General features: G+C 64.5%; 24 protein-coding genes. 14 read left to right on the top strand and 10 right to left on the bottom strand.

Annotated features, from left to right (window positions below; genetic code table 11):
• The first annotated feature begins 2 nt into the window (after positions 1 to 2).
• Positions 3 to 518 (top strand): DUF523 domain-containing protein, encoded by a 516-nt coding sequence (locus PI87_RS01405; RefSeq protein ID WP_039595897.1) that lies wholly within the window; start codon positions 3 to 5, stop codon positions 516 to 518.
• On the opposite strand, the gene PI87_RS01400 is transcribed toward PI87_RS01405, so the two are convergent.
• Both PI87_RS01400 and PI87_RS01395 read right to left on the bottom strand, forming a co-directional pair.
• Positions 501 to 1646, bottom strand: coding sequence for a CaiB/BaiF CoA transferase family protein (locus tag PI87_RS01400; RefSeq protein ID WP_052321358.1), 1146 nt, complete (start codon positions 1644 to 1646; stop codon positions 501 to 503). The two genes, PI87_RS01405 and PI87_RS01400, sit on opposite strands and share 18 nt — an antisense overlap.
• Complete coding sequence (locus PI87_RS01395) at positions 1646 to 3583, bottom strand: ATP-binding cassette domain-containing protein (protein WP_039596417.1); 1938 nt, start codon at positions 3581 to 3583, stop codon at positions 1646 to 1648. The genes PI87_RS01400 and PI87_RS01395 overlap by 1 nt, the downstream gene beginning before the upstream one ends.
• A gap of 238 nt (positions 3584 to 3821) precedes the next feature.
• Here PI87_RS01395 and PI87_RS01390 point away from each other — a divergent pair, with 238 nt between their 5' ends.
• The 9 genes from PI87_RS01390 (at position 3822) to PI87_RS01350 (ending at position 13757) form a co-directional block, all read left to right on the top strand.
• Positions 3822 to 4811, top strand: a complete 990-nt coding sequence (locus PI87_RS01390) for a MurR/RpiR family transcriptional regulator (protein WP_039595896.1) — start codon at positions 3822 to 3824, stop codon at positions 4809 to 4811.
• 17 nt (positions 4812 to 4828) lie between these two features.
• Entirely contained in the window at positions 4829 to 5794 is a 966-nt protein-coding gene (locus tag PI87_RS01385) for an isoaspartyl peptidase/L-asparaginase family protein (protein ID WP_039595895.1), read from the top strand.
• Between the two features lie 22 nt (positions 5795 to 5816).
• On the top strand, positions 5817 to 7697 hold the full coding sequence (locus PI87_RS01380) for a dipeptide ABC transporter ATP-binding protein (RefSeq protein ID WP_039595894.1): 1881 nt from the start codon (positions 5817 to 5819) through the stop codon (positions 7695 to 7697).
• 50 nt (positions 7698 to 7747) lie between these two features.
• Positions 7748 to 9301 (top strand): glutathione ABC transporter substrate-binding protein GsiB, encoded by a 1554-nt coding sequence (gene gsiB, locus PI87_RS01375; RefSeq protein ID WP_039595893.1) that lies wholly within the window; start codon positions 7748 to 7750, stop codon positions 9299 to 9301.
• Positions 9302 to 9371: 70 nt separating this feature from the next.
• On the top strand, positions 9372 to 10295 hold the full coding sequence (gene gsiC / locus PI87_RS01370; protein WP_039595892.1) for a glutathione ABC transporter permease GsiC: 924 nt from the start codon (positions 9372 to 9374) through the stop codon (positions 10293 to 10295).
• Positions 10296 to 10305: 10 nt separating this feature from the next.
• The gene (gene gsiD / locus PI87_RS01365; protein ID WP_039595891.1) at positions 10306 to 11205 is read left to right on the top strand and encodes a glutathione ABC transporter permease GsiD; all 900 of its coding nucleotides are present in this window, start codon (positions 10306 to 10308) and stop codon (positions 11203 to 11205) included.
• 9 nt (positions 11206 to 11214) lie between these two features.
• A complete protein-coding gene (locus PI87_RS01360; protein ID WP_039595890.1) occupies positions 11215 to 12240 on the top strand; it encodes a DmpA family aminopeptidase in 1026 nt (341 codons plus the stop codon).
• Between the two features lie 4 nt (positions 12241 to 12244).
• The gene (locus PI87_RS01355) at positions 12245 to 13060 is read left to right on the top strand and encodes a M55 family metallopeptidase (RefSeq protein ID WP_039595889.1); all 816 of its coding nucleotides are present in this window, start codon (positions 12245 to 12247) and stop codon (positions 13058 to 13060) included.
• 337 nt (positions 13061 to 13397) lie between these two features.
• Positions 13398 to 13757, top strand: coding sequence for a chitin-binding domain-containing protein (locus PI87_RS01350; RefSeq protein WP_039596416.1), 360 nt, complete (start codon positions 13398 to 13400; stop codon positions 13755 to 13757).
• 2 nt (positions 13758 to 13759) lie between these two features.
• Here the strand turns inward: PI87_RS01350 and PI87_RS01345 are convergent, their stop codons facing one another.
• The 8 genes from PI87_RS01345 to dapC all read right to left on the bottom strand — a co-directional run bounded on the left by PI87_RS01345 (position 13760) and on the right by dapC (position 19788).
• The gene (locus PI87_RS01345; RefSeq protein WP_039595888.1) at positions 13760 to 14281 is read right to left on the bottom strand and encodes a 2'-5' RNA ligase family protein; all 522 of its coding nucleotides are present in this window, start codon (positions 14279 to 14281) and stop codon (positions 13760 to 13762) included.
• 32 nt (positions 14282 to 14313) lie between these two features.
• The gene (gene prmB, locus PI87_RS01340; protein ID WP_039595887.1) at positions 14314 to 15216 is read right to left on the bottom strand and encodes a 50S ribosomal protein L3 N(5)-glutamine methyltransferase; all 903 of its coding nucleotides are present in this window, start codon (positions 15214 to 15216) and stop codon (positions 14314 to 14316) included.
• A gap of 7 nt (positions 15217 to 15223) precedes the next feature.
• Positions 15224 to 15742, bottom strand: coding sequence for a class IV adenylate cyclase (locus PI87_RS01335; RefSeq protein WP_039595886.1), 519 nt, complete (start codon positions 15740 to 15742; stop codon positions 15224 to 15226).
• Positions 15742 to 16893 (bottom strand): succinyl-diaminopimelate desuccinylase, encoded by a 1152-nt coding sequence (dapE, locus tag PI87_RS01330; protein WP_039595885.1) that lies wholly within the window; start codon positions 16891 to 16893, stop codon positions 15742 to 15744. Before dapE ends, PI87_RS01335 begins: the two co-directional genes overlap by 1 nt.
• Before the next feature lie 25 nt (positions 16894 to 16918).
• The gene (locus tag PI87_RS01325) at positions 16919 to 17263 is read right to left on the bottom strand and encodes an arsenate reductase (RefSeq protein ID WP_039595884.1); all 345 of its coding nucleotides are present in this window, start codon (positions 17261 to 17263) and stop codon (positions 16919 to 16921) included.
• A gap of 4 nt (positions 17264 to 17267) precedes the next feature.
• Positions 17268 to 17654, bottom strand: coding sequence for a membrane protein (locus PI87_RS01320; RefSeq protein ID WP_039595883.1), 387 nt, complete (start codon positions 17652 to 17654; stop codon positions 17268 to 17270).
• A 69-nt stretch (positions 17655 to 17723) separates the two neighbouring features.
• On the bottom strand, positions 17724 to 18551 hold the full coding sequence (dapD, locus tag PI87_RS01315) for a 2,3,4,5-tetrahydropyridine-2,6-dicarboxylate N-succinyltransferase (RefSeq protein ID WP_039595882.1): 828 nt from the start codon (positions 18549 to 18551) through the stop codon (positions 17724 to 17726).
• A 37-nt stretch (positions 18552 to 18588) separates the two neighbouring features.
• Positions 18589 to 19788, bottom strand: a complete 1200-nt coding sequence (gene dapC, locus PI87_RS01310; RefSeq protein WP_039595881.1) for a succinyldiaminopimelate transaminase — start codon at positions 19786 to 19788, stop codon at positions 18589 to 18591.
• Positions 19789 to 19929: 141 nt separating this feature from the next.
• Here dapC and PI87_RS01305 point away from each other — a divergent pair, with 141 nt between their 5' ends.
• The 4 genes from PI87_RS01305 (at position 19930) to PI87_RS01290 (ending at position 26936) form a co-directional block, all read left to right on the top strand.
• Positions 19930 to 20871 (top strand): DMT family transporter, encoded by a 942-nt coding sequence (locus PI87_RS01305; protein ID WP_039595880.1) that lies wholly within the window; start codon positions 19930 to 19932, stop codon positions 20869 to 20871.
• Positions 20872 to 20898: 27 nt separating this feature from the next.
• Positions 20899 to 21945: an alpha/beta fold hydrolase gene (locus PI87_RS01300; RefSeq protein WP_039595879.1), complete on the top strand. Its 1047-nt coding sequence runs from the start codon at positions 20899 to 20901 to the stop codon at positions 21943 to 21945.
• Positions 21946 to 22184: 239 nt separating this feature from the next.
• Complete coding sequence (gene smc / locus PI87_RS01295; protein WP_039595878.1) at positions 22185 to 25700, top strand: chromosome segregation protein SMC; 3516 nt, start codon at positions 22185 to 22187, stop codon at positions 25698 to 25700.
• On the top strand, positions 25701 to 26936 hold the full coding sequence (locus tag PI87_RS01290; RefSeq protein ID WP_039595877.1) for a cell division protein ZipA C-terminal FtsZ-binding domain-containing protein: 1236 nt from the start codon (positions 25701 to 25703) through the stop codon (positions 26934 to 26936).
• Positions 26937 to 26939 lie beyond the last annotated feature (3 nt).

Below are 26939 nucleotides of genomic sequence, written 5' to 3'. Positions count from 1 at the left end.
CGGTGCAACGCGTCCTCGTGAGCGCATGTCTGCTGGGTCAGCCAGTGCGCTATGACGGCGGCACGGTTGTCACCGAGGGCGGCATCCTGGCGCGCTGGCAGATGGAAGGACGCATCGTCCCGATGTGCCCTGAGATGGCCGGTGGCCTGCCGGTGCCGCGCCTGCCGGCGGAAATCCACGGCGAGGGCGGCGGTGCTGCAGTTCTGCGTGGTGCCGCCCGCGTGGTCGAGCATCACGGTCATGACGTAACCCATGCCTTTGTACAGGGCGCGCAACGCGCTCTGGAGGCCGCGCAGGAGGCCGGCGTGCAGGTGGCCGTGCTGACCGAGCGCAGCCCGTCCTGCGGTTCCACCTTCCTCTATGACGGCACGTTCTCCAGCCAACTGCAGCCCGGTGAGGGCGTGACGGCGGCGCTGCTGCGCGAGCATGGCATTCGCGTGTTCAGCCAGCACCAGTTGGAGGAGGCCGCACGGCTGCTGGACGAACTGGACCGCGCCGCTTCAGTCGGCAAACCGTAGCGGCAGGGCGAGCTGTACGGGCTCGCCGTTCTCCTTCACCACGCTATTGCGCTTGGTAAAGAGCGGGTGCTGCAGGGCTTCTTCCATGCGCAGCACGGGCGTGACACAGCAATCGGCGTCGGCAAAACGTGCGGTCCATTCGGCTTGCGTGGCGGTGAGGAACAGTGCGGCGAGTTCATCGCGGATGGTGCGTGCATCCTCACCACCTACGCGCTGGCCGAGTGCCCAGTGCTTGTCCTTCCATTCCGGCTTGCCGATGACGTCGCACATCACCTGCCAGAACTTCAATTCCAGCGCGCCGACGGCCATGAAGCGATCATCTGCCGTGCGGTAGACGCCGTAGCAGGGCACGCCGCCGTTGAGTAGATCGGCGCCGGCCAGGCTCGCATTGCCGCGCGTGCCCACCGCAAAGAACGCCATCAGGTTGTGCGCGAACACCGAGTCCGTCATCGACACGTCGACATAGCGGCCGTGCCCTGTGGCACGCGCATCGACCAGCGCAGCAAGGATGCCGACCACCGCTGTCAACGCACCGCCCAGCAGATCGCCGATCTGCACGTTGGGGACGATGGGCGTGCCGTCTGCACTGGCCAATTGGTCCAGCATGCCTGCATAGCCGACGTAGTTGATGTCATGGCCCGCTGCCTGGGCGAGCGGGCCGTCCTGGCCGTAGCCGCTGATGGAGCACATCACCAGCGCCGGGTTGGCGGCACGCAGCACGTCCCAGCCAACGCCGAGGCGTGCCATGACGCCGGGGCGGAAGCTCTCGATCAGCACATCTGCATGGCGCACGAGCTCGATGAGCGCTTCGCGGTCTTCGGCGAGCTTGAGGTCGAGCCGCATCTCGGTCTTGCCGCGATTGAGTGAGCGGAAGAACAGGCTCGGGCGCTCGGCCGCGCGGTCGGCGGGCGAGCGCATCATGCCGCGGGCGTAATCGCCGGGGCTGGGATCTTCGATCTTGATGATCTCGGCGCCGAGATCCGCCAGGTGGCGCGTGGCGGCAGGGCCGGGCAGCAGGCGCGTGAGATCGAGCACGCGCACGCCAGTCAGCGGCTGGCCTGTGGTGGTGGCGGTGTCCGGCGACGGGGTTGTCTTCAACAAGGTCTCCTTGGCCGGACGCGCCGGCATTAACCGATTTGTTCGAGTTGTTCGTGCAGCTCGAGCCAGCGTTCTTCCAGTTGGTCGAGTTCGGTGTTCAGCTCGGCCTGGCGGCGCAGGCTGTCCATCATGCGTGTCTTGTTGGCCTCTTCGTACGCGGCGCCATCGGCCAGGAAGGCTTCAAGCTCGGCCTTTTCCTTCTGCAGCGGCGCCATGCGTTTTTCAATGGCATCGACGTTCTTCTGCAGCGGCTTGCGCAGCGCGTTCAGGCGCTGACGTTCGGCGGCTTCTTCGCGTTTCTGGTCGCGGCGGTTGGTGGCTTGGGCGCCATCCGCATCGGTGGAGGCGGCAGGCGTACTTGCGGCTGCGCGCTTGGCGGCGGCTTGCTTGAGCAGCCAGTCGCGGTAGTCGTCCAGATCGCCGTCGAACGGGGCGACGGTGCCTTGGCCCACCAGCAGGAACTGATCAGTCGTGGCGCGCAGTAAGTGCCGGTCGTGCGAGACGAGGATCAGCGTGCCGTCGAACTGGGCGAGCGCCATCGTCAGCGCTTCACGCGTGTCGAGATCCAAGTGGTTGGTCGGCTCGTCGAGCAGCAGCAGGTTGGGGCGCTGCCAAACGATCAGGGCCAGCGCCAGGCGCGCTTTCTCGCCACCGGAGAACGGCTCGATCGGCGCGGTTGCCATGTCGCCGCGGAAGTTGAAGCTGCCGAGGAAGTCGCGCAGCTCCTGCTCGCGCACGTCAGGCGCCAAGCGTGCCAGATGCAGCAGCGGCGAGGCGTGGTCGTCCAGCGTTTCCAGTTGGTGCTGGGCGAAGTAGCCGATCTGCAGGCCCTTGCCGCGGCGGATTGTGCCGGACAGCGACGCCAGCGTTTCCGCCAGCGTCTTCACCAGTGTCGATTTGCCTTGGCCATTGGCGCCCAGCAGGCCGATGCGCTGGCCGGTCTGGATCGAGAACGTCAGGTGCTTGAGGATGGTGATGGGCTGATCTTCGCTGGCGCCCGGGTAGCCGCAATCGACGCCCTCGAACGTGAGCATCGGGTTGGGCGCTGCATCGGGCTCTCGGAATTCGAATGAGAAGCCCGCTGCAGCATGCACGGGCGCGAGGCGCTCCATGCGCTCCAGTGCCTTGACGCGGCTTTGCGCCTGCTTGGCCTTGCTGGCCTTGGCCTTGAAGCGCGTGATGAACGATTCAAGATGCGCGATCTGTTTCTGTTGACGCGCGTAAGACGCTTCCTGCAGCGCCATCTGCTGCAGGCGCTGCGTCTCAAATTGCGTGTAGTTGCCGCCGTAGCGCTTGAGCTTCTGGTGCTCGATGTGCAGCGTGACGTTGCACACACCGTCGAGGAACTCGCGGTCGTGCGAAATCATCACCAGCGTGCCGGTGTAGCGCGAGAGCCAGTCTTCCAGCCAGACCACGGCGTCCAAGTCCAGGTGGTTGGTCGGCTCGTCAAGCAGCAGCAGATCGGACGGACACATCAGTGCCTGCGCAAGGTTCAGCCGCATGCGCCAGCCGCCCGAGAAGCTCGTCACCGGCTGCGAGGTCTGCGCCATCGTGAAGCCGAGGCCGAGCAGCAGCGCCTGCGCACGGGCCGGGGCGGTGTAGCCGTCGGCATCGGCGAAGGCGGTGTGGGCTTCGGCCTGGGCATGGCCATCGTGGGCGGCTTCGGCGGCCGCAAGGCGCTGTTCGATGTCGCGCAGGCGGGTGTCGCCGTCGAGCGTGTAGTCGAGTGCGCTGCGGTCCACCGCCGGCGTTTCCTGCGCCACGTGGGCGACTTGCCACGTGGGCGGGATGGCGACTTCGCCGCCGTCGGCATGCAGCTCGCCGCGCAGCATTGAGAACAGCGTGGATTTGCCGCTGCCGTTCACGCCGACAAGGCCGACCCGTTCACCGGGGTTGAGTGTGGCGGTGGCGTGGTCGAACAGCACCTTGGTGCCGCGCTGGAGGACGAGGTCGTCGAATCGGATCACGAAAAACTGCGCTTTGGACAATCGAAGAAGGGTGCGATTGTAGCCTGCTGCGGCGCACGATCCTGGCGCACCCTGAACGTTTGGACTGGTGCATCGCACCGTAGGGAGGCCTCGCCGGCCCGCAATCTGTGCACCCGCTTTCGACCTAGGGAAAACCATAGGCCTTTGTGAAAGTTTTTTTCTTTACTTGGTTGATTCGTGAAAATACATTTACACAAAATTTTCACGGCCCAGGAAGATGGCGAAATCCACCAGCAAGCGTACGGATGTGTCGAAAGGCGCATTTGCCGCCGATGCGACGGTCTCCGAGCGCATTGGGGCGGCGCTTGCCACGCTCACGCCGGCGCACCAGCGCATGGCCGAATACGTGCTGGCGAACCCGTTTCGCGCCGCCACCATGCGCATCGACGAGTTTGCTGCGGCGGTGGAAATGTCCATTGCCACCGCCAACCGCTTTGCGCTGGCGCTGGGCTTTGACGGCTATCCGCAGTTCCGTGCCGGGCTGCTGCGCGGCTTCGAGGCAACCCTCGCGCCGGTGGAAAAGCTGCGCCACGAACTGGCGCGTCCGGCTACCAGCGCGGAAATCTTTGCTGCGTCACTCAACGAAGACATCGCCAACCTGGATGCCACGCGTCGCATGCTCGACCCCGCCGCCTGTGAGCGCGCGGTGGACGCCATCCTGGGTGCGCAGCGCATCTATGTGATGGGCTTTGGCGCGAGCGGCTATCTGGCGGGCTTGCTGCGCCACGGGCTGGATCTGTATTGCGACACGGTGATCTCCGTTTCACAGCCGGGTGGGGCGTCGGATGCGGCGCGCCAACTGCGCAAGATCGGGCGGAAGGATCTGCTGATCGCCATTGCGTTTCCGCGTTACGCGGCCGACACGATCACGCTGGCCAAGCAGGCCGGCGAGCAGGGCTGCAAGGTGCTGGCGTTGACCGACAGCCCGACCTCACCCCTGGCGCCGCTGGCCGACATCGCGCTGTATGCGCGCCCGGAACGGCAGTTTTCGGCGACGTCCGATACGGCTGCCGTGGCGCTTTTCGAAGCGCTGTGCGGCGCCGTGGCGCACCGCTCTGCACATTCACTGGAATCGGCTGAGCGCCTGACCGAATTCGTGTTGCCGTGGCTGCATACCAGTCAACAGCCACGTACGGCGCCCGGCAACGATGCGGCCAATGCGCCCACGACCACCCGACGCGGCCGCAAGCGCACCGCTGAAAACTGATTTTCATAGAGCCAAGCATGACTACGCCCATCCTCGCCATCCACGGTGGCGCCGGCACCATCACCCGCACAGCCATGAGCGCCGAGAAGGAAGCCGCTTACGAGCAGGCGCTCAACGACATCCTGGCCGCGGGCCAGCGCATCCTCGTTGAGGGCGGCAGCGCACTGGATGCGGTGACCGAAGCCGTGCGCCTACTCGAAGAGTGCCCGCTGTTCAACGCCGGCAAGGGCGCGGTGCTCACCAGCGCCGGCACGTACGAACTCGATGCGTCGATCATGGATGGCACCACGCTGGCCGCTGGTGCAGTGACGTGTGTCAAGCGCCTGCGCAACCCGATCCTGGCCGCGCGTGCCGTGATGGAGCGCAGCGAACACGTGCTGTTCACTTCTGAAGGCGCAGAAGCCTTTGCGCAGGCACAGGGCCTGGAATTCGTCGAAGCCGATTACTACTACACCGAAGCGCGCACCGCTCAATGGCAGCGCGCTCGCCAGCAAGAAGGTATGGCGATGTTCCTCGACCATGATGCTGCGTCGCTCCTGGCTAAGGAAAGCGAGCCCATCGATCCGGACACCAAGTTCGGCACGGTGGGCGCCGTGGCGTGCGATGCACAAGGTCGCCTGGCGGCAGCCACCTCCACCGGCGGCGTCACCAACAAGAAGGTCGGCCGCGTGGGCGATACGCCCATCGTTGGCGCGGGTTGCTTTGCCAACAACGTGGCGGCTGTGTCGTGCACGGGTACCGGCGAGATGTTCATCCGCGCCGTGGCCGCCTACGACGTGGCCGCGCAGATGGAATACGCCGGCAAGTCGCTGGCCGATGCGGGCGACGACGTGGTCATGCGCAAGCTGGTGGCCATCAACGGCCGCGGCGGCCTGATTGCCGTGGATGCGCAGGGCAACGTCGCCTTGCCGTTCAACACCGAAGGGATGTACCGCGGGTTCGCACGCGGCGCCGAGGCGCCTGTCGTGTCGATCTATCGCTAAGGGTGAGTAGGGGAGATTTGTCGTGACAGCAACCAAACAGTCCACCGTCATTGCGATGCCTGATCAGCGCATCGTGCAGGTGCAAGACCTGAGCGTGCGCTTTGCCACGTCCGAGCGCGTGGTCGACGCGGTGCGCAACCTGTCGTTCCATGTGGATCGCGGCGAAACGCTGGCCGTGGTGGGCGAATCGGGCTCGGGCAAGTCGGTCACGTCGCTGGCGCTGATGCGGCTGGTGGAGCACGGCGGCGGCAAGATCGTCGGCGGGCAGATGCACCTGCGCCGGCGCAATGGCGAGGTGCTGGACTTGGCAAACGCCAGCGGCGCTGCCATGCGCGGCGTGCGCGGTGCTGACATCGCGATGATCTTCCAGGAGCCGATGACCTCGCTCAATCCGGTGTTTACCGTGGGTGAGCAGATTGCCGAGTCGATCCGCCTGCACCAGGGCAAGTCGGCCAGCGAGGCCAAGGCCGAAGCGCTGCGCATGCTGGAGCTGGTCCGCATTCCGGAAGCGCGCAATGTGCTGGGGCGCTATCCGCATCAACTGTCGGGCGGCATGCGCCAGCGCGTGATGATTGCGATGGCGCTGTCGTGCAAGCCGTCGCTGCTGATTGCGGACGAGCCGACCACGGCGCTGGACGTAACCATCCAGGCAGAAATCCTGCAACTGATCCGTGCACTGCAGAAAGAACTGCACATGGCCGTGGTCTTCATCACGCACGACATGGGCGTGGTGGCCGAAGTGGCCGACCGCGTGCTCGTCATGTACAAGGGCGACCGCGTGGAAGAGGGCCCGTCGGCCACCGTGTTTGCGCAGCCGGCGCATCCGTACACGCGCGCGCTGCTGTCGGCGGTGCCGCGCTTGGGTGCAATGGCGGGCACCGATGGTCCGGCGCGTTTCCCGCTGGTGCGTGTGGACGGTACTGAGGTGGCGGTCGACACGGCGCCGCAGCCGGCGGCTTCGCACGACGGCCAACCGATTTTGCGCGTGCGTGATCTCGTCACGCGCTTTGACGTGCCCACGGGCATCTTCGGCCGCGTCACGCGCCGGGTGCATGCGGTGGAGCAGGTCAGTTTTGATCTCTACCCTGGTGAGACGCTGGCGCTGGTCGGCGAATCGGGCTGCGGCAAGTCGACGACGGGACGGTCGCTCTTGCGTCTGGTGGACAGCCAGAGCGGCAGCATCGAATTTGCCGGCCAGAACATCGGCGAGCTGAAGGGGCCTGCGCTCCAGACGCTGCGTCGAAACATCCAGTTCATCTTCCAGGACCCATTCGCCTCGCTGGACCCGCGCGTGCCGGTCGGCTACTCCATCATGGAGCCGCTGCTGGTGCACAAGGTGGCCTCTGGCAAAGAGGCGCAGCAGCGCGTGGAGTGGCTGCTCGACAAGGTGGGCCTGCAGGCCGCGCATGCATCGCGCTATCCGCACGAGTTTTCGGGCGGGCAACGTCAGCGCATCTGTATCGCACGTGCACTGGCGTTGAACCCGAAGGTGGTGATTGCCGACGAGTCGGTGTCTGCGTTGGACGTGTCGATCCAGGCGCAGATCGTCAACCTGATGCTTGATCTGCAGAAGGAATTTGGCGTCGCCTTCCTGTTCATCTCGCACGACATGGCGGTGGTGGAGCGCATCAGCCACCGCGTGGCGGTGATGTACCTCGGCCAGATCGTCGAGATCGGCCCGCGCCGCGCGATCTTCGAGAACCCGCAGCATCCGTACACGAAGAAGCTGATGTCGGCCGTGCCGATTGCAGACCCGGCGCGCCGTCATCTCAAGCGTGAGCTTTCCACGCACGAAATCCCCAGCCCGATCCGTGCCATTGGCGACATGCCGGTGGTGCAACCGTTGGTGCAAGTGGCGCCAGACCACTTTGTTGCCCGCCATTCGATTGGCGGCGCGTATTGAAAGCAGTGAAGAACGCAGTGAAGTCAGAAACTTCTTTGAGGAGGAAGGACATGTTCAATCGATTTGCATTCGCTCCGCGCGCAGCGATGGTGGCCAGCGGCCTGGCCCTGGCAGCATTCACCATGCCGGCCTTTGCCGCCAAGGACGCCGTAATGGCGGTCTACTCGACCTTCACCACGATGGACCCGTACGACGCCAACGACACGCTGTCGTTCAGCGCCGCCAAGTCGTTCTATCAAGGCCTGTTTGGCTTCGACAAGGACATGAAGCTGGTCAACGTGCTGTGCGAGAGCTATGAAGTCAGCAAGGACGGCCTGGTCTACACGTTCAAGCTGCACAAGGGCGTGAAGTTCCACGACGGCACCACGTTTGACGCCACCGCCGTCAAGGCCAACCTGGACCGTGTGACGGACCCGGCCAACAAGCTCAAGCGCTTCGTGTTGTTCAACCGCGTGGCCAAGACCGAAGTGGTGGACCCGTACACCGCACGCGTGACGCTCAAGGAGCCGTTCTCGCCGTTCATCAACGTGCTGGCCCACCCGTCGGCGGCCATGATCTCGCCCACCGCGCTGAAGAAGTACGGCAAGGACATCGCCTTCCATCCGGTCGGCACCGGCCCGTTCGAGTTTGTCGAGTGGAAGCAGACCGACTACCTGAAGGGCAAGAAGTTTGACGGCTACTGGAAGCACGGCCTGCCTAAGATCGACACCATCACCTGGAAGCCGGTGGTGGACAACAACACCCGCGCCACCGTCATGCAAACGGGCGAAGCGGACTTCGCGTTCAGCATTCCGTTTGAGCAGGCTGCCGTGCTCAAGACCAGCCCCAAGGTGGACCTGATCGCCGCGCCGTCGATCATCCAGCGCTACATCACGTTCAACACGCGCGTGAAGCCGTTCGACAACCCGAAGGTGCGTCAGGCCATCAACTACGCCATCAACAAGGATGCGCTGACCAAGGTGGCGTTCTCGGGCTATGCCGTGCCGTCCGACGGTGTGGTGCCGCAGGGCGTGGACTACGCCACCAAGCTGGGCCCGTGGCCGTATAACCCGGCCAAGGCGAAAGAGCTGCTGAAGGAAGCGGGTTACCCCAACGGCTTCGAGACGCAACTGTGGTCGGCCTATAACCACACGACTGCGCAGAAGATCATCCAGTTCGTCCAGCAGCAACTGGCGCAGGTCGGCATCAAGGCGCAGGTGCAAGCGCTGGAAGCCGGTCAACGTGTCGAGAAGGTCGAGAGCGTGCAGAAGCCGGAAGACGCCGGCGTGCGCATGTACTACATCGGCTGGTCGTCTTCGACCGGTGAATCCGACTGGGCGCTGCGTCCGCTGCTGGCCTCGGAATCGATGCCGCCCAAGCAGCTGAACACGGCGTACTACAAGAACGACCAGGTGGATGCCGACATTGCCGGCGCCCTGCGCACCACTGACCGTGCCGAGAAGACCAAGCTCTACAGCGACGCACAGAAGCGCATCTGGGAAGACGCACCCTGGGCCTTCCTGGTGACGGAGAAGATCGTCTACGCGCGTTCCAAGCGCCTGTCGGGTGCCTACGTGGCGCCGGATGGTTCGTTCAGCTTCGACGACATCGACATCAAGCAGTAAGCCTCATTGTTGGTCAGGCCCGCGCGCACCCGTGCGCGGGCCATCGAATTTCTGCTGCAGTGGATTTGCCATGCTGAATTACTTCCTCAAACGTGTACTGGGCGTGATCCCGACACTGCTGATCGTGGCGGTGCTGGTGTTCCTGTTCGTGCACCTGCTGCCGGGGGACCCGGCGCGCCTGGCTGCCGGCCCCGAAGCCGACGAGGCGACCGTTGACCTTGTGCGCCGCGACTTGGGCCTGGACAAGCCGATGCCCGAGCAGTTCGTCCGCTTCTTCACCAACGCCGTGCGCGGCGAGTTTGGTACCTCATTGCGGACCAAGCGTCCGGTGAGCGAAGAGATTGGCGAGCGCTTCTGGCCGACGCTCAACCTGACCATCGCCAGCATGGTGTGGGCGGTGATCTTCGGCATGGTGATCGGCATCACGTCTGCCGTATGGCGCAACAAGTGGCCGGACCGCCTGGGCATGACGCTGGCCGTATCGGGCATCTCGTTCCCGGCCTTCGCTCTGGGCATGCTGCTGATGGAAGTGTTCTCCGTGCAGCTCGGCTGGCTGCCGTCCATCGGGGCGGACAGCTGGAAGCACTACATCCTGCCGTCGATCACGCTGGGCGCCGCTGTGGCCGCAGTGATGGCGCGCTTCACGCGTGCCTCGTTCGTGGAAGTGCTGCAGGAAGATTTCGTGCGCACCGCCCGCGCCAAGGGTGTGCGTGAAACGGTGGTGGTCATCAAGCATTGCCTGCGCAACGCGATGATCCCGGTGGTGACCATGATGGGCCTGCAGTTCGGCTTCCTGCTGGGCGGCTCGATCGTGGTGGAGAAGGTGTTCAACTGGCCGGGCCTCGGGCGCCTGCTGGTGGATGCAGTGGAGATGCGCGACTACCCGGTCATCCAGGCCGAAGTGCTGCTGTTCTCGCTGGAATTCATCCTGATCAACCTGGTGGTGGACATGCTGTACACCGTGATCAACCCGACCATCCGCTACAAGAAGTAAGGAGACGGCCATGTCCCAGACAACCAGTCCGGCCGTCGTGCCGCAAGCCGCTACCGAACCCGTCCGCACCCCGTGGACGGAGTTCTGGCGCAAGTTCCGCAAGCAGCATCTGGCGATGGGCGCCGGTGTGTTCGTGATCGCGCTGGTGTTGGTCGCGATCCTCGCGCCGCACATCGTGCCGTTCGATCCGGAAAACTATTTCGACTACGACGCGCTCAATGCGGGTCCGTCGGCGCAGCACTGGTTTGGCGTCGACTCGCTCGGCCGCGACATCTTCAGCCGCATCCTGATGGGCACGCGCATCTCGCTGGAAGCGGGCTTTGTGTCGGTCATCATCGGCGCGATCATCGGCACCGTGCTGGGCTTGCTGGCCGGCTACTACGAGGGCTGGTGGGACCGCATCGTCATGCGCATCTCCGACGTGCTGTTTGCCTTCCCCGGCATCCTGCTGGCGATCGGCATCGTCGCCATCCTGGGCAACGGCATGATCAACGTGATCTTTGCCGTGGCGGTGTTCAGCATCCCGGCGTTCGCGCGCCTGGTGCGTGGCAACACGCTCATGCTCAAGCACCTGACGTACGTGGAAGCCGCACGCAGCATCGGTGCATCCGACTGGACGATCATCATGCGGCACATTCTGCCGGGCACGATTTCGTCCATCGTCGTGTATTTCTCGATGCGGATCGGCACCTCGATCATCACCGCCGCGAGCCTCTCATTCCTGGGCCTGGGTGCGCAGCCGCCCACGCCGGAGTGGGGCGCCATGCTCAACGAAGCGCGCGCCGACATGGTGACCGCACCGCACGTGGCGATCTTCCCAAGCCTGGCGATCTTCCTGACTGTGCTGGCATTCAACCTGCTGGGCGACGGCCTGCGCGACGCGCTGGACCCGAAGATCGACCGCCGCTAAGTCGCTCGTATGCCCCTGAGCCTTCCGCACATCGGCGCGCTGCCAGCCGGTGCCCGCAACAGCATCACTGACGTGGCCGGCGTGACCGTCGGCCACGCCACCCTTGCCGGCGGCGACATCCAGACCGGCGTGAGCGTCGTGCGCCCGCATGCCGGCGACCCGTTCCGCGACAAAGTCCCCGCTGCCAGCGTGGTGCTCAATGGTTTCGGCAAGAGTATCGGCCTCGTGCAGGTGGACGAGCTGGGCGTGCTGGAAACACCCATCGCGCTGACCAACACGTTTGCCGTCGGTGCCGTGGCGCAGGCACAGATTCGCCAGGCCGTTGCGGCCAACCCGCAGATCGGCCGCGCGTGGTCGACGGTCAATCCGCTCGTCTTCGAATGCAATGACGGCTACCTGAACGACCTGCAGGCGTTTGCCGTGCAGGACGTGCATTACGACGCGGCATACGCTGCCGCCGCCGAGACGTTCGAGCAGGGCGCCGTCGGCGCGGGCCGTGGAATGTCGTCGTTTGGCGTGAAGGGCGGCATCGGCTCTGCTTCGCGCGTGGTGACGCTGGCCGATGGCACGCAACGCACGGTGGGCGCGCTGGTGCTATCCAACTTTGGCGTGACGGAAAACCTGACGCTGGCCGGACGCCACGTCGGCACCGAACTGGCGAATGCGCTTGCCGCTGTCGCCCCCGAGCCGGAGAAGGGCTCGATCATCATGCTGCTCGCCACCGATGCACCGCTCGACGCACGCCAGTTGCGGCGCCTCGCCTTGCGCGCGGGTGCGGGCCTGGCGCGCACCGGCTCCGTCTTCGGCCACGGCAGCGGTGATATTGCGATGGCGTTCTCCACGGCCTACACCGTGCCGCACGAGGGCACGCGCGCAATGCCCGCCATCGCCATGACCCACGAAGCGCACCTCGACCCGCTGTTCCAGGCCGCCGCCGACAGCGTGGAGCAAGCCATCGTTCATGCGCTCTTTCATGCAGACGCTGTAACTGGCCGCGACGGCAACGCACGTCGCGCCCTGACCGACTTACTCTGACCTCATGCGCATCCTGATTTCCGCCGACATCGAAGGCGTGGCCAACGTCTTCCACACCGAGCAGACGCGCGCCGGCAATGGCGAATACGAACGTGCACGCCGCTGGATGACCGCCGAAGCCGACGCCGCCGTACGCGGTGCTTTCGACGGCGGCGCCACCGAAGTGCTCGTCAACGATTCGCATGGTGGCTTCCGCAACTTCATCCCCGATTCGATTGACCGCCGTGCACGTTTCGTGCTCGGCAAACCGCGCTACCTGAGCATGATGGCCGGCGTGGACGGCTGCGATGCCGTCTGCATGATCGGCTACCACGCGCGCGCCGGCAGCCGTGGCGTACTGGCCCACACCATCAACAGCTTCGCGTTCACGCGCGTCTGGTTCAACGAACAGGAACTGGGCGAGGCTGGCCTGTACGGCGCCCTGGCCGGTGAGCGCGGCGTGCCCGTGGCCGTCGCCAGCGGTGACGATGTCTTCATCAAAGAGACGCTGCCGCTGCTACCGCACACCACCTTTGTTGAGACCAAGCAAGCCGAGGGGATGAACGCAGGAACATCGCTCTCGCCCGAACAGTCATGCGACGCCATCTATGCAGCAGTGAAGGCAACGGTGCAGCGCGGGCATTTCAGCATGCCGCTGCGCATCCAGGCCCCGATTGTCTGCCGCCTGCAAACGCAAACGCCCGCACTGGCCGACCTGTTCTGCCAGTGGCCCGCACTGGAACGCATGGATGGAACGATGCTGCGTTTCGCCGCAGATTCGGTCGAGCACGCCGTGCGCATGCTCAACAGCCTGTCCGCCATGTCGGCGATGCTGCGCTGAAGAGCGCAAACCTGGCGTCAACACTCGCGCCCAGATGGTTTGGCCGTTCCTGCCCTTGATGGCGCCTTGAATTTTCGTAAGCGGGCGGAAAAAAGACGGGGAACTGTCTGAGCGCAGCGAGTTTTTCCCGTCTCCGCCCGGTTACGCAAATTCAAGGAATCTTTCGCCATCTCGGGCGCGCCTTTCTTTGCTTACTTTCTTTGGCAAGACAAAGAAAGTGAGTCAGCCCCGGCAGGGGATGAAATGGGAGATGGACCACCAGGGTCCAATACGGGTCATTGCAGTCCCCCGCCGCAAGCGTCAAACTTTCGGAATGACCATCCCGAAGGAGAACACCATGCCCCGCGCACTCACACTTGGCATGCTGCTCTGTGCGCTTGCGCTGACGGCTTGCGACCGCCGCCCATCCCCGTCCAACCCGCCCACGCCTCAGACCTCGAAAGCCGAAAAGGCCGCTGCAGCCCTGTCCAAGGCCGCCGCCGAGTTCAAATGCCCCGGGCCATCCGCACGTTTCCTCGTTGACGACGGCACCAACCGCGGCCCCAACCAGCCCATCCGCACCAACTGCACCACCGCTTACGCCACCTGCGACGCACAGTCGCAAGCCGTCCTCGACCACTGCCCGAGCGGCCAAGTCTTCGACAAGCGCTTTTCGATCTGCGTCGTGAAAGACGCGTGTGATGAGGTGAGGTCCTGACGTCAGCCGGGTGGAAGGCTGAACTCGTGCAAGGTCTTCCACTGGCCGGACGTGTTTTCGAGCAAGGCCAAGGTTTCGCACTTGGCGCGGACTGGATCGTGGTTGCGAAGGCGGTGGCCCAGTTCGATCTCCGCTTCGGCTGCGTTGGCGGCATCCCCATGCGCGACCGTTAGGTGTGGAATCACGCGCGGATGAATCCCGCCATACGGCGGATACGCGGGAAAGCGCGCCACCACCGCCATCGTCAACGCAACAAACGGCTCCGCATGCGTGGGAGCAAGGTAGGTCGTTGCCGGAAAGCGGCCGATCGTTTCCAGCAAGAAGTCAAACGCCCGCATGTCCGCCAGCGCGTCTTGCACCTGATGCAAGACGCCCGGCGTGATCTGCTCGGCCGGCATGAAGGGCGACAGCACCGTAATGTGGGCAGGAACGCCCAGCGCCGCCGTGCTATCAAAGCGCTGCCGGAGGTCACCCACCAGCAATTCAGCGGCCGGGACTTTGACGATGATGGCTGATAGCGCCATGACGGTCTTGTATGCGTTGCCGTCGAACGCGGTTACAGCGCCTCGCGCGTGACCAGGAAGACCTGGTCTTCGCCCGCGCTGGTCGGCAGCCAGATCAAGTCCAGATCGGGAAACGCCGCTTCCACGTTCTCACGCTCGTTGCCGATCTCCACCACCAGCACGCCGTGCGGCTTCAGATGGCGCGGTGCGTCAGCCAGGATGCGACGCACGATGTCCATGCCGTCATTGCCGCCAGCGAGCGCCATGTGCGGCTCGGCACGGTACTCGGGCGGCAGCGCCTGCATCGACGTCTCGTTCACGTACGGCGGGTTGGTAAGGATCACGTCGTAGTGCACGCCCGGGGGCAGCGGCGCATACAGATCGCCCTCGTGCAGGCGGATGCGGTCTTCCAGCTTGTAATCGTCGACGTTGCGGTTGGCGACCACCAGCGCATCCGGCGACAGGTCCACCGCATCGATGGTCGCATTCGGCCATTGGAGCGCCGCCAGGATCGACAGGCAGCCGGAACCGGTGCACAGCTCCAGCACGTCGGTCGGGCCATCTTCCTGGTCGAGCCACGGTTCCAGGCCGTCTTCCAGCAACTCGCCGATGAAGCTGCGCGGCACGATCACGCGTTCGTCCACGTAGAAGCGCATGCCGTGCATGAACGCCTCGTGCGTGATGTACGCGGCGGGCACGCGGTCGACGGCGCGGCGCTCGATCACCTTCAGCACGGCGGCCACTTCTTCGGGCAGCAGGCGCGCGTCCATGAATGGCTCCAGCGTGTCGATCGGCAGGTGCAGCGTATGCAGGATCAGGTAGGCGGCTTCGTCGTAGGCGTTCTCACTGCCGTGGCCGAAGACGACGCCGGCGGCGGTGAAGCGCGACACGGCGTAGCGCAACAGGTCGCGCACCGTGGTGAACGGATGGGAGGCGGGGAGGGTATGGGCGGTCATGTTTGGCTCAGTGTTGTTTTGCGGCCAGCAGGTCGACGTAGGCCACGTCGAGCAGGTCAGTCTCGGCAATGCCGAGCGATTCCATGAGTTGGTGCGCGATCTTCACGCCGTCGTCTTCGGATTGATCATCGCGCAGCACGACTTCGAGTTCGACAAAATCGCCGAGGTCTTTCACGGCATCGACATGGATGCGCGTCTGGCCAGCCAGGTAAAGCTGGCGCACTTTGATGACGCGGCCGGCCGTGCCGATGGCGGCGGCCAGCGTGTCACGCAAGGCGTCGGGCGCGTTGGTCGGGACGATGTGGTAGTTCGACACGCGCGGCCCGGTGCTGTTGGCGCGGAAGTAGTGGATCAGTTCGCCGTGCTCGGGCGAGAACTGCCGCAGCTTCAGGCGCCCGTTGGCGCAGGCGAAGAACGTGTCGTCCTGGTCGATGCGTTGCGGGCCGGAATCAGCGATGGCGGCAGCGCGGGCGACCAGCCCGGCCACATCGCGCACGCGCGCCTTGATCTCGACGTTGCGCGCCATCAGGCAACCAGCGTTTCGAGCACGCGGCGATACACATTCTTCAGCGGCTCGATGAAGGCCACTTCGACGTGTTCGTCGATCTTGTGGATGCTCGCGTTCGGCGGGCCGAATTCGATCACCTGTGGGCAGATCTTGGCGATGAAGCGGCCGTCCGAGGTGCCGCCGGTGGTCGACAGTTCAGTGGTCACGCCGCACTCGGCCTGGATGGCGGAGGCGAGGGCTTCTGACAGGTCACCGCGCTCAGTCAGGAAGGGCTCGCCGCCCAGCGTCCAGCCGATCGTGTAATCAACGCCGTGCGCGTCAAGGATGCTGTGCACGCGGGCCTTCAGACCGTCCGGCGTGCTCGCGGTGGAGAAACGGAAGTTGAAATCGATGGTGACGTGGCCCGGGATCACGTTGGTCGCGCCCGTGCCGCTGTGGATGTTCGACATCTGCCACGTGGTCGGCGGGAAGTATTCGTTGCCGTCGTCCCACTTGGCGGCAGCCAGCTCAGCCAGTGCGGGGGCAGCCAGGTGGATCGGGTTCTTGGCCAGATGCGGATAGGCGATGTGGCCCTGCACGCCATTGACAGTGAGCTTGCCCGACAGCGAGCCGCGTCGCCCGTTCTTGACCATGTCGCCGAGCGTCGACACCGAGGTCGGCTCGCCGACCACGCAGTAGTCGAGGCGCTCGCCGCGTGCGCGCAGCAGGTCGCACACCTTGATGGTGCCGTCGTGCGCAGGGCCTTCTTCGTCGCTGGTGATCAGGAAGCCGATCGAGCCGGCGTGGTCCGGATGCTTGGCGACGAATTCTTCCGAGGCCACCACGAAGCCGGCGATGGACGTCTTCATGTCTGCCGCGCCGCGGGCGTAGAGCTTGCCGTCACGGTGCGTGGGTTCGAACGGGTCGGAGTGCCATTGCTCGACGGGGCCAGTGGGTACCACATCGGTGTGGCCCGCGAAGACGAGCAGCTTGCCTGCGGTGCCAGCCGTGCCGCGCTTGACGGCCCAAAGGTTGGTCACGCGAAAGTGGTCAGGGCCGCTGACCACGGTTTCGCATTCGAAGCCGGCAGCGGTCAGGCGTTCGATCAGCACGTCCTGGCAACCCTTGTCTTCGGGCGTGACGGAGCGACGGCGGATCAGGTCTTCAGTGAGGGCAAGCGTGGGCTGCATGACAGTAGCGGTGGTGTCGTTATTGTTAGAACAGGGTGGCGTACTGGTCTGCCGAGAAGCCGACATTGACGCTCTTGCCATGCACCAGCACCGGCCGCTTGATGAGCGACGGGTTGGCCTGCATCAGGGCAATCGCGCCGGCTTCATCTTCAGCGCGGGCCTTGTCGGCATCCGACAGCGCACGCCACGTGGTGCCTTTGCGGTTGAGCAGCGTGGTGAGCGGCACATGCTTGAGCCAGCCGGCCAGCATGTCGGCGCTCACGCCCTGTTTCTTGAAATCGTGAAAGGTGTAGGCAACGCCGTTCGATTCGAGCCACGTGCGGGCTTTCTTCACGGTGTCGCAGTTGGGAATGCCGTGCAGTGTCGTCATGGTGTCAATGTTGGGTGGCGACGATGAGCGCCGCGATGGCCAGCACAAACCCGATGGCGGCCAGCCATGTCATGCGCTTGAGGCGGCGTTCGAGCCGCGCGGCTTCATCGCGCAGGGCGTCGATGGTGATGGCGTGTTGCTCGGCCAGCAGCTTGACGGATTCGGCCTGCTGCAGGATCGCCGCTTCCAGCTCGGCAATGCGGGTATTCGGGTCAGACGTGGCACCGTCCGTACGAGCAGGTTCGGTGCCGGTCTTCTTGCGGTTCTTGAACTTGTCGATGGTCTTGTTGGCCTGCTCCAGGATGGTGGGCAGCAGAGACAAGACGGTACCGATGGTGTTCGGATCAAGACCCATGATGCGTTGGCGCAGTTTGTCGAGTTTTCCAGACATGCTGCGTTCAGGTTGGTTGGCGTGCCGATGAGACTACACGACACGCCAGCCGTTCCGGCTTAGTCGCCCTTAGTCACCACGGAGCAGTTCGTTCAGACCAACCTTGGCGCGCGTCTTGGCGTCCACCTTTTTGACGATCACAGCGCAGTACAGGCTGTGCGTGCCATCCTTCGACGGCAGGTTGCCCGCCACCACCACCGAGCCTGCCGGGATGCGGCCGTAGCTGACTTCACCGGTTTCGCGGTCGTAAATCTTGGTGCTCTGGCCCAGGTACACACCCATCGAGATCACCGAGTTTTCTTCAACGATCACGCCTTCCACCACTTCCGAACGCGCGCCGATGAAGCAGTTGTCTTCAATGATGACCGGGTTGGCCTGCAGCGGCTCCAGCACGCCGCCGATGCCCACACCGCCCGACAGGTGAACGTTCTTGCCGATCTGTGCGCACGAACCGACGGTGGCCCACGTGTCGACCATCGTGCCTTCATCCACATAGGCGCCGATGTTCACGTACGACGGCATCAGCACGGCGTTCTTGGCGATGAACGAGCCACGGCGCGCCACGGCCGGCGGCACCACACGGAAGCCGCCATTGGCGAAGTCTTCGGCCGTGTAGTTGGCGAACTTGCTCGGCACCTTGTCGTAGAACTGCGTGAAACCGCCAGCAGCCATCGGCGCGTTGTCTTCCAGGCGGAACGACAGCAGCACGGCCTTCTTGACCCACTGGTTGACGATCCACTCGCCGTCCTTCTTCTCGGCCACGCGCAGCGCGCCCTTGTCGAGCTGGCCGATCACGTTGGCGACGGCTTCGCGGACATCGGCCGGAGCGGCCTTAGGCGACAGGTTGGCGCGGTCTTCCCACGCTTGATCGATCAGGGATTGCAGTTGTTGCGTCATGGCTGTGTTAGCTCTCGAAGAGGGAACAGAAAAGGGATTAGCGTTGCTGGCAGAAATCAACAATGCGGCGCGCGCCTTCCAGGCATTCGTCCACACCGGCCACCAGGGCGATGCGCACGTAGTCCTGGCCTGGGTTCGTGCCATGTGCTTCGCGTGCGAGGTAGCTTCCAGGCAGCACGGCGACGTTCTTGGCGGCCAGCAACTGGCGTGCGAATTCGGTGTCCGACAGACCGGTGCGTTTGACGTTGGCCCACAGGTAGAAGGCCGCGTCGGGCAGGGCCACGTCCAGCACTTCAGCCAGCATCGGCGTGACTTGCTGGAACTTCTTGACGTATTGCGCGCGGTTGTCGCGCACATGGGTCTCGTCGTTCCACGCAGCGATGCTAGCGGATTGCACCGACGGGCTCATCGCGCTGCCGTGATACGTGCGATACAGCAAGTAGGCCTTGAGCAGCTTGGCGTCGCCTGCCACGAAACCGGAGCGCATGCCCGGCACGTTGGAGCGCTTGGACAGGCTGGAGAACATCACCAGTCGATCAAAGCCGCGGCCCAGTTGGTGCGCAGCCTGCAGCGCGCCCAGCGGCGGGTTGGCCTCGTCGAAATAGATCTCGGAATAGCACTCGTCCGACGCGATGATGAAGCCGTATTCGTCCGACAGCGCGAAGAGCTGCTTCCAGTCTTCCAGCGTGAGCACGGCGCCGGTCGGGTTGCCCGGGCTGCACACGAAGACGAGCTGCACGTTGCGCCATTCTTCCGGCGTAATGGCGTCGAAATCGGGCGCGTAATTGCGCGCCGGGTCGCTGTTCGCGAACAGCGGCGTCGCGCCAGCCAGCAAGGCTGAGCCTTCGTAGATCTGATAGAACGGGTTCGGGCACAGCACGCGTGCGCCGGGCTTGCTGCCGTCGATGACGGTCTGGGCGAACGAGAACAGCGCCTCACGCGAGCCATTCACAGGGATGACCTCGGTGGCGGGATCCACCTTCGGCAGGCCGTAGCGGCGTTCCAGCCACGCGGCGATGCACTGTCGCAGTGCATCGGAGCCGAGCGTCGTGGGATAATTCGCCAGCCCGCCGAGCGCAGCCACGAGCGCATCCTTGATGAGCGCAGGCGTCGGGTGCTTGGGCTCGCCGATGCCGAAGCTGATCGGCGTATGGGCGGCGCTGGGCGTCACGTCCTTGACGAGCGCTTTCAGTTTCTCGAACGGATACGGCTGCAGGGCGGACAGGCGCGGATTCACGGTGCTGGGCTTGGTTGGTGAGCCAAGCGCGGCGCTTGGCAGGAAGCCCGAAATTATACGGCCAACGTGTGTTGGCCGCGTGATCAGCCACCTCGGACATTGCAGGAAGCGGCGGTTTTCCGCCGTTTTTTTATTGAATTCATGACAACGATTGCTTCTTCGGCGCCTTCATCGGGCACCCCGGCGGACAGCGCCACCCACTACGAGCCGCAATGGACGGCCGCGCTGTTCATCCTTGTCGGCGCCTCGGTCTGGGGGATTTCCTGGTACCCGTACCGCTTGCTGGCCGGCTGGGGGCTGGGCAGCATGCTGGCCTCGTCGGTCACGGGCGCGGTGGCCGCCGTGCTCGCAGCCGTGGTACTGCGGCGCCACTTTCCGACCTTCCAGTGGTCCTGGCTGATTCCGGCGCTGGGGTTGGCGGCGGGCATTACCAACGCCGGTTTTGTCTGGGGCACGGTGCACGGCACGATCATGCGTGTGCTACTGCTGTTCTATCTGACGCCGGTGTGGACGGCGCTGCTGGCGCGCTTCTGGCTGCACGAGCGTCTGGGCTGGCGCGGCGGCGCTTTGCTCGCACTGGCCTTGGCAGGCGCCATGCTGATGCTGTGGTCAGGGCAGGCGGGTACGCCTTGGCCGGGTTCCCCTGCGGAATGGGCCGGGTTGATTGCCGGATTGGCTTTCGCGTGCAACAACGTACTCTCGCGCTTGGCTGGGCAGCGTCACCCGACAATGCGGCCCGAAATGCGCACCGTGGTCGTTTTCACGGGCAGTGCCCTAGTGGGGCTGCTGGCGGCGATTTTGTTCGATGGTGTGCACGCGGTGCCCGCAGCAATCGCGCAAACCAACACGTGGATGCTGCTGCTCGGCATGGCCTGCGTGCTGGTGGGCGGCAATGCGATGGTGCAGCGCGGTCTGCAGCGGTTGCCGGCCAATCGTGCTGCGCTGTTGATGTTGTTCGAGATCGTGGTGGCGGCGGTGTCGTCGGCGCTGCTCACGTCGGAGCGCTTGTCGGTGCAGGAGATGGTGGGCGGTGCCTGCATCATCCTGGCTGGCGCGCTGTCGGGGCTCTCGCGACGGAAGTAGCCGCCTCGGGTCCAAAGGAGTGCATTGATGTTGCTTCGCTCGATGTTCGTTGTGCTGGCTGCCACCGTGGCGATGGCCAGCGTTTCCGCGCAAGCCGCACCCGCTGAGAGCGGCCCCGCGTATGGCCCCCGGTTGGAGGGTTTCGACTACCCGGCGCCAGTCCACCTGTTCAAGTTCGAATCCCAGGGAAATGCGCTGGAGATGGCCTATCTGGACGTCAAGCCCGAGCGGGCCAACGGCCAGGTCGCTGTGCTGATGCACGGCAAGAACTTCTGCGCGGCCACCTGGGAAGGCACGATCAAGGCGTTGACGATGGCCGGCTACCGTGTGATCGCGCCGGACCAAATCGGCTTCTGCAAGTCGAGCAAGCCGAGTGCGTACCAGTACTCATTCCAGCAACTGGCGAGCAACACGCATGCTCTGCTGGCGTCGCTGGGGATTCAGCAGGCCATCATGATCGGCCATTCGACCGGCGGCATGCTGGCCACGCGCTATGCGTTGATGTATCCGACCGAGGTGTCGCGGCTGGTGATGATCAACCCGATCGGCCTGGAAGATTGGAAGGCCAAGGGTGTGCCGGCCATGACGGTCGACCAGTGGTTTGCGCGTGAGAAGCAGACGACTGCCGAGCGTATCCGTGCCTACGAGCAATCCACGTACTACGCAGGCCAATGGCGCGCGGAATACGAACCCTGGGTGCAGATGCTGGCCGGCATGTATCGTGGCCCGGGGCGGGACTTGGTCGCCTGGAACTCGGCACTGCTGTACGACATGATCTACACGCAGCCCGTGGTGTACGAATTCGGTCAAGTACGCCCCTGGACGCTGCTGTTGATCGGCCAGAAGGACACCACTGCCATTGCCAAGGACACGGCGCCGCCGGAAGTGCGTGCGCGTCTGGGCAACTATCCGGAGCTGGGCCGGGCCACTGCCAAGGCCATCCCGCGCGCGACGCTGGTGGAGTTTCCGGATGCGGGCCATGCGCCACAGATCCAGGACGCTGCTGCGTTGCACCAGGCCTTGCTGGACTGGCTGGCGAGCCCGGAGCGCTCGCGCACACGTCGCCCAGACTGACAGGATTTGTCTGGAAGGTGAAACTGCTCACAAATCTGCAGCAATTTGCCTTCCCATGCTGCAAATTTCGTCCATTTTTGTAGCGATTTGGTTGGCGGGGGCCCAGGGTGCGAATGGTATGATGACGCCATCCGCGCCCCGCCGGGTGCTTTGCCGCTTCACGCCAATGTGACGGCAAAGGTGCCTGCCACGGGCGCTCGCTTCATCACTCTTACTGATCCCTTCGAGACGACCTCAACGTGCGCCTCTCCTCGATCAAGCTCGCAGGCTTCAAGTCTTTCGTCGATCCGACCAATTTCCATGTTCCGGGCCAGCTCGTCGGCATCGTCGGCCCGAACGGTTGCGGTAAATCCAACATCATCGACGCCGTGCGCTGGGTGCTCGGCGAATCACGCGCTGCGGAACTCCGCGGCGAATCGATGCAGGACGTCATCTTCAACGGCTCCACGCAGCGCAAGCCGGCCGGCCGGGCCAGCGTCGAACTCGTGTTCGACAATGCTGAAGGCCGCGCCGCCGGCCAGTGGAGCCAGTACGCCGAAGTGGCGGTCAAGCGCGTCCTGAGCCGCGATGGCACCTCGTCGTACTTCATCAACAACCAGGCGGTGCGCCGCCGCGACATCCAGGACATCTTCCTCGGCACGGGCCTCGGGCCGCGCGCCTACGCCATCATCGGGCAGGGGATGATCTCGCGCATCATCGAGGCCAAGCCCGATGACATGCGCATCTTCCTGGAGGAGGCTGCGGGCGTGTCCAAGTACAAGGAGCGCCGCCGCGAAACCGAAAACCGCCTGTCCGACACGCGCGAAAACCTCACGCGCGTGGAAGACATCCTGCGCGAACTCGGCACCAACCTTGAGAAGCTCGAGGGCCAGGCCGAAGTGGCGCAGCGCTTCCGGACCCTGCAGGCCGACGGCGAAGAGAAACAGCACCTGCTGTGGCTGCTGCGCAAGCGCGAAGCGCAAGGTGAGCAGGAACGCCACCAGCGTGCCATCGAACAAGCGCAGATCGACCTCGAAGCGCAGACCGCGCAGTTGCGCCACATCGAGGCCGAGCTGGAAACGCAGCGCGTGGCGCACTACGCATCATCCGACGCCATGCACGCCGCACAGGGCGCGCTGTACGAGGCCAACGCCGAGGTCAGCCGCCTGGAAGCCGAAATCCGCTACGTGGTGGAATCGCGTAACCGCATCCAGCAACAGATCGCCACGCTGACCGCGCAGCAGGACCAATGGCACACGCAGGGCGATCAGGCGCAGGAAGATCTTGCCGCGGCCGAGGAAGAACTCGCCATGGCCGAGGAGCGTGCCGCCCAGGCCGCCGAGGAAGTCGCCCGCAAGTCCGACGAGCTGCCGGGCATGGAAACGCAATGGCGCGACGCGCAGACCACGCTGAATGATCAGCGCGCCGCCATCCTGCAATCGGAACAGGCGCTCAAGCTCGAAGCCGCGCACCAGCGCAACGCCGACCAGGCGCTGCAGCAGCTTGACCAGCGCCGCGAACGTCTGTCGCAAGAGTCCAGCGGTCTCGACAAGCCGGACGACGTGCAGCTCGAAACGCTGCGCGCCGAACTGGCCGAACAGGAAGAAGTCCTGGCCGAAGCGCAAGCCGCGCTGGAAGACGCAGAGACGCAATTGCCGCAGCTCGACGAGGCCCGCCGCGCCGCGCAGGACCGCGTGCAGTCCGAAGCTGCCGCCATCGCCACGCTGGAAGCCCGCCTTGCTGCGCTCAAGCAACTGCAGGAAAACGTGCAGACCGACGGCAAGGTCCAGCCGTGGCTGGCCAAGCATGAACTGAGCGAACTGCCGCGCTTCTGGAAGAAGCTGCAGATCGAACAGGGCTGGGAGCCTGCGCTGGAATCCGTGCTGCGCGAGAAGCTGGGCGCGCTGGAAGTCTCCAACCTCGATTGGATCAAGGCGTTTGCCGCTGATGCGCCGCCCGCCAAGCTGGCGTTTTACGCGCCACCGGCAGCAGCGGTTCCGGCAGAAGCGCCGGCAGGGCTGCGCCCGCTGATGTCGCTGCTGCAAGTGACGGAGCCGGGCATTCGCGCCGTGCTGCAGGATTGGCTGGCCGACGTCTATATCGCCGACGACATGCAGGCTGCGCTTGAGCACCGCCAGACGCTGCCCGAGGGAGGCACGTTTGTCGTCAAGGCTGGGCATCTGATCGGTCGTTCGTCGGTGCAGCTGTACGCGCCGGATTCCGAACAGGCCGGCATGTTGGCCCGCGCGCAAGAGATTGAAAACCTGCACAAGCAGGTGCGTGCGCAGATGCTGCTGTCAGACGAAGCCAAGGGCGCCGCCGTGCGTGCGGATGCGGCCTACACACAAGCCAGCCAGGCGCTTCTGCATGTGCGCGCCCGCGCTGATCAGGCGACACGCCGCGTGCACGTGCTGCAGATGGATGTGCTCAAGCTCTCGCAGGCGATGGAGCGCTACAACGCCCGCAGTGGCCAGATCGACAGTGAGCTGGAAGAGATTCGCGCACAGATCGAAGAGCAACGCGCCATCCGTGCTGAATCTGAAGCCACCTTCGAGCAGCACGACGCGGCACTCGCCGATATGCAGGCGCGCTTTGAAGACAGCCAGCAGGCATTCGAAGCACTCGAAGCGAGCCTGGGCGATGCCCGCAACGCGCTGCGCGAGTTGGAGCGCGGTGCGCAGGAAGCGCACTTTGCCGAGCGCAATACGCAGAACCGCATCGCCGAACTGAAGCGCAACATCCAGGTCGCGACCGACCAGGCGCAGCAGATCGTGTTGACGCTGGAAAACGCCCGCGCGGAACTCGAAACCATCAACGAGCAGACCGCCCACACGGGCCTGCAGGATGCGCTGGAGCGCCGTGCCGAGAAGGAAGAAAAACTCGGCGTTGCGCGCATCGAACTGGATGCGTTGACCGCCCAGTTGCGTACCTTCGATGAGCAGCGTCTGACGGCCGAACGTGCGCAGCAGCCGTTGCGCGATCGCATTACCGAACTGCAGCTGAAAGAGCAAGCCGCACGCCTGAACCAGGAGCAGTTCTCCGAGCAGCTCACTACGGCCAACGTGGATGAAGTTGCACTGGCCGAGCGCCTGACGGGTGACCTCAAGCCTTCGTATCTGCAAGGTGAAGTCACGCGCATCAACAACGCGATCAACGCGCTGGGCCCGGTCAACATGGCTGCGTTGGACGAACTGGCGGCGGCGCGCGAGCGCAAGGGCTTCCTCGATGCGCAGTCGGCAGATTTGACCGACGCCATCACCACGCTGGAAGACGCGATCCACAAGATCGACCAGGAAACACGCTCGCTGCTGCAAGGCACGTTCGACCAGGTCAACCACCACTTCGGCGAGTTGTTCCCGACGCTGTTCGGCGGCGGTCAGGCCAAGTTGATCATGACCGGCGAAGAGATTCTCGATGCAGGCGTGCAGGTGATGGCGCAACCGCCGGGCAAGAAGAACTCGACGATTCACCTGCTGTCGGGCGGCGAGAAAGCGCTGACCGCGATTGCGCTGGTGTTCGCGATGTTCCAGTTGAACCCGGCCCCGTTCTGCTTGCTGGACGAGGTGGATGCGCCGCTGGACGACGCCAACACCGAGCGCTACGCCAACATGGTCAAGCGCATGTCCGACAAGACCCAATTCGTTTTTATTTCTCACAACAAGATTGCGATGGAAATGGCGCAACAGCTCATCGGTGTGACCATGCAGGAACAAGGCGTGTCCCGGATCGTGGCGGTGGATATGGATGCCGCGCTGACCATGGCGGAGGCCGCGTAAATGCAAGACAACAACCTGGTCATGGCGCTGCTGGGCGCCGGTTTGGTTTTCGTACTGGTTATCGTTGTCTACAACCAATGGCAGATTCGCAAGGCGCGCCGTCCGGAGGCTTACAACCCGCCCACGGATGAGGCGCCACGCGGCGAGGGCTGGACAGGGGCAGAGCGCCACGAACCGGCGCTGGGTGGTGAGCGTGATGACATTGGTCGCGTTGAACCGCGCCTCGAGCCCGGTCTCGCACCGCAAGCCAAGCCGCATACGCCGTCCACCGGCAGCGCAGAAACCGAAGCTGGCGTGATTGGTGCCGAACTCACTCCCACCGGGGAGGACGTTGCGCTAGAAGCTGCCGAGGCTGATGAAACGCAAGAGGCTGCCGAGCCTGCACCCGGCTCGCTGGAGCCTGCAAACGGCGTGATCGATCCGCTGATCGATTGCATCGTTTCACTCCACCCCGAGCGTGAAGTGTCGGGGGACCGCCTGCTGCCGACGCTGTCCAAGCTGCGCCGCGCAGGGACCAAGCAGATCCACGTGGAAGGCCTGAACCCGGCGGCAAATGCATGGGAAGCCATTCGCGCCGGCCAGCGCTACCTCGATCTGCAGGTGGCCGTGCAGCTGGCCAACCGCACTGGCCCGCTCAACGCGCTGGAGTTCTCGGAATTCATCAACGCGATCGACCCGCTATCGGATGCGGCGGATGCTGTGCCCGAGCTGCCGGACATGAACGAGACCATCGCCAACGCGCGCGAGCTGGATGCGTTTGCCGCTGAATGCGACGTGCAGCTCGGCGTGAGTGTGATCTCCGACGGTGCGCCGTGGTCGGCTGCCTACGTGCAGACCGTGGCCACGCAGGACGGCCTCGTGCTCTCGCGTGACGGCACGCGCTTCACGCGCTACCACGCCGGTACCGACGGCGTGCAGCGCGCGCTGTTCACACTGCAGTTTGGCGACACCAATTTCCTGCGCGACGACCTGACCGTCAAGGCCGGCCGCCAGATCACGCTGTTGCTGGACGTGCCGGTGGCCGAAGAGGCTTCCAAGCCGTTCAAGCTGGTCTGCGAATATGCCTACACGCTGTCGCAGCGCATGGGTGCGCAGGTGGTGGACGATAACCTGCGCCCGCTGACGGAGCAGTCCTTCGTTGCCATCCAGAAGCATCTGCGGGTGCTGTACGACAAGCTTGAATCGCGTGGCGTGCCCGCCGGTTCCAGTGCTGCGGTGCGCCTGTTCAGCCACTGACGG

Source organism: Ralstonia sp. A12 (assembly GCF_000801955.1).
In the GTDB taxonomy this organism is placed as follows: Bacteria; Pseudomonadota; Gammaproteobacteria; order Burkholderiales; family Burkholderiaceae; genus Ralstonia.
This window is presented reverse-complemented; position numbering and strand designations above follow the sequence as displayed.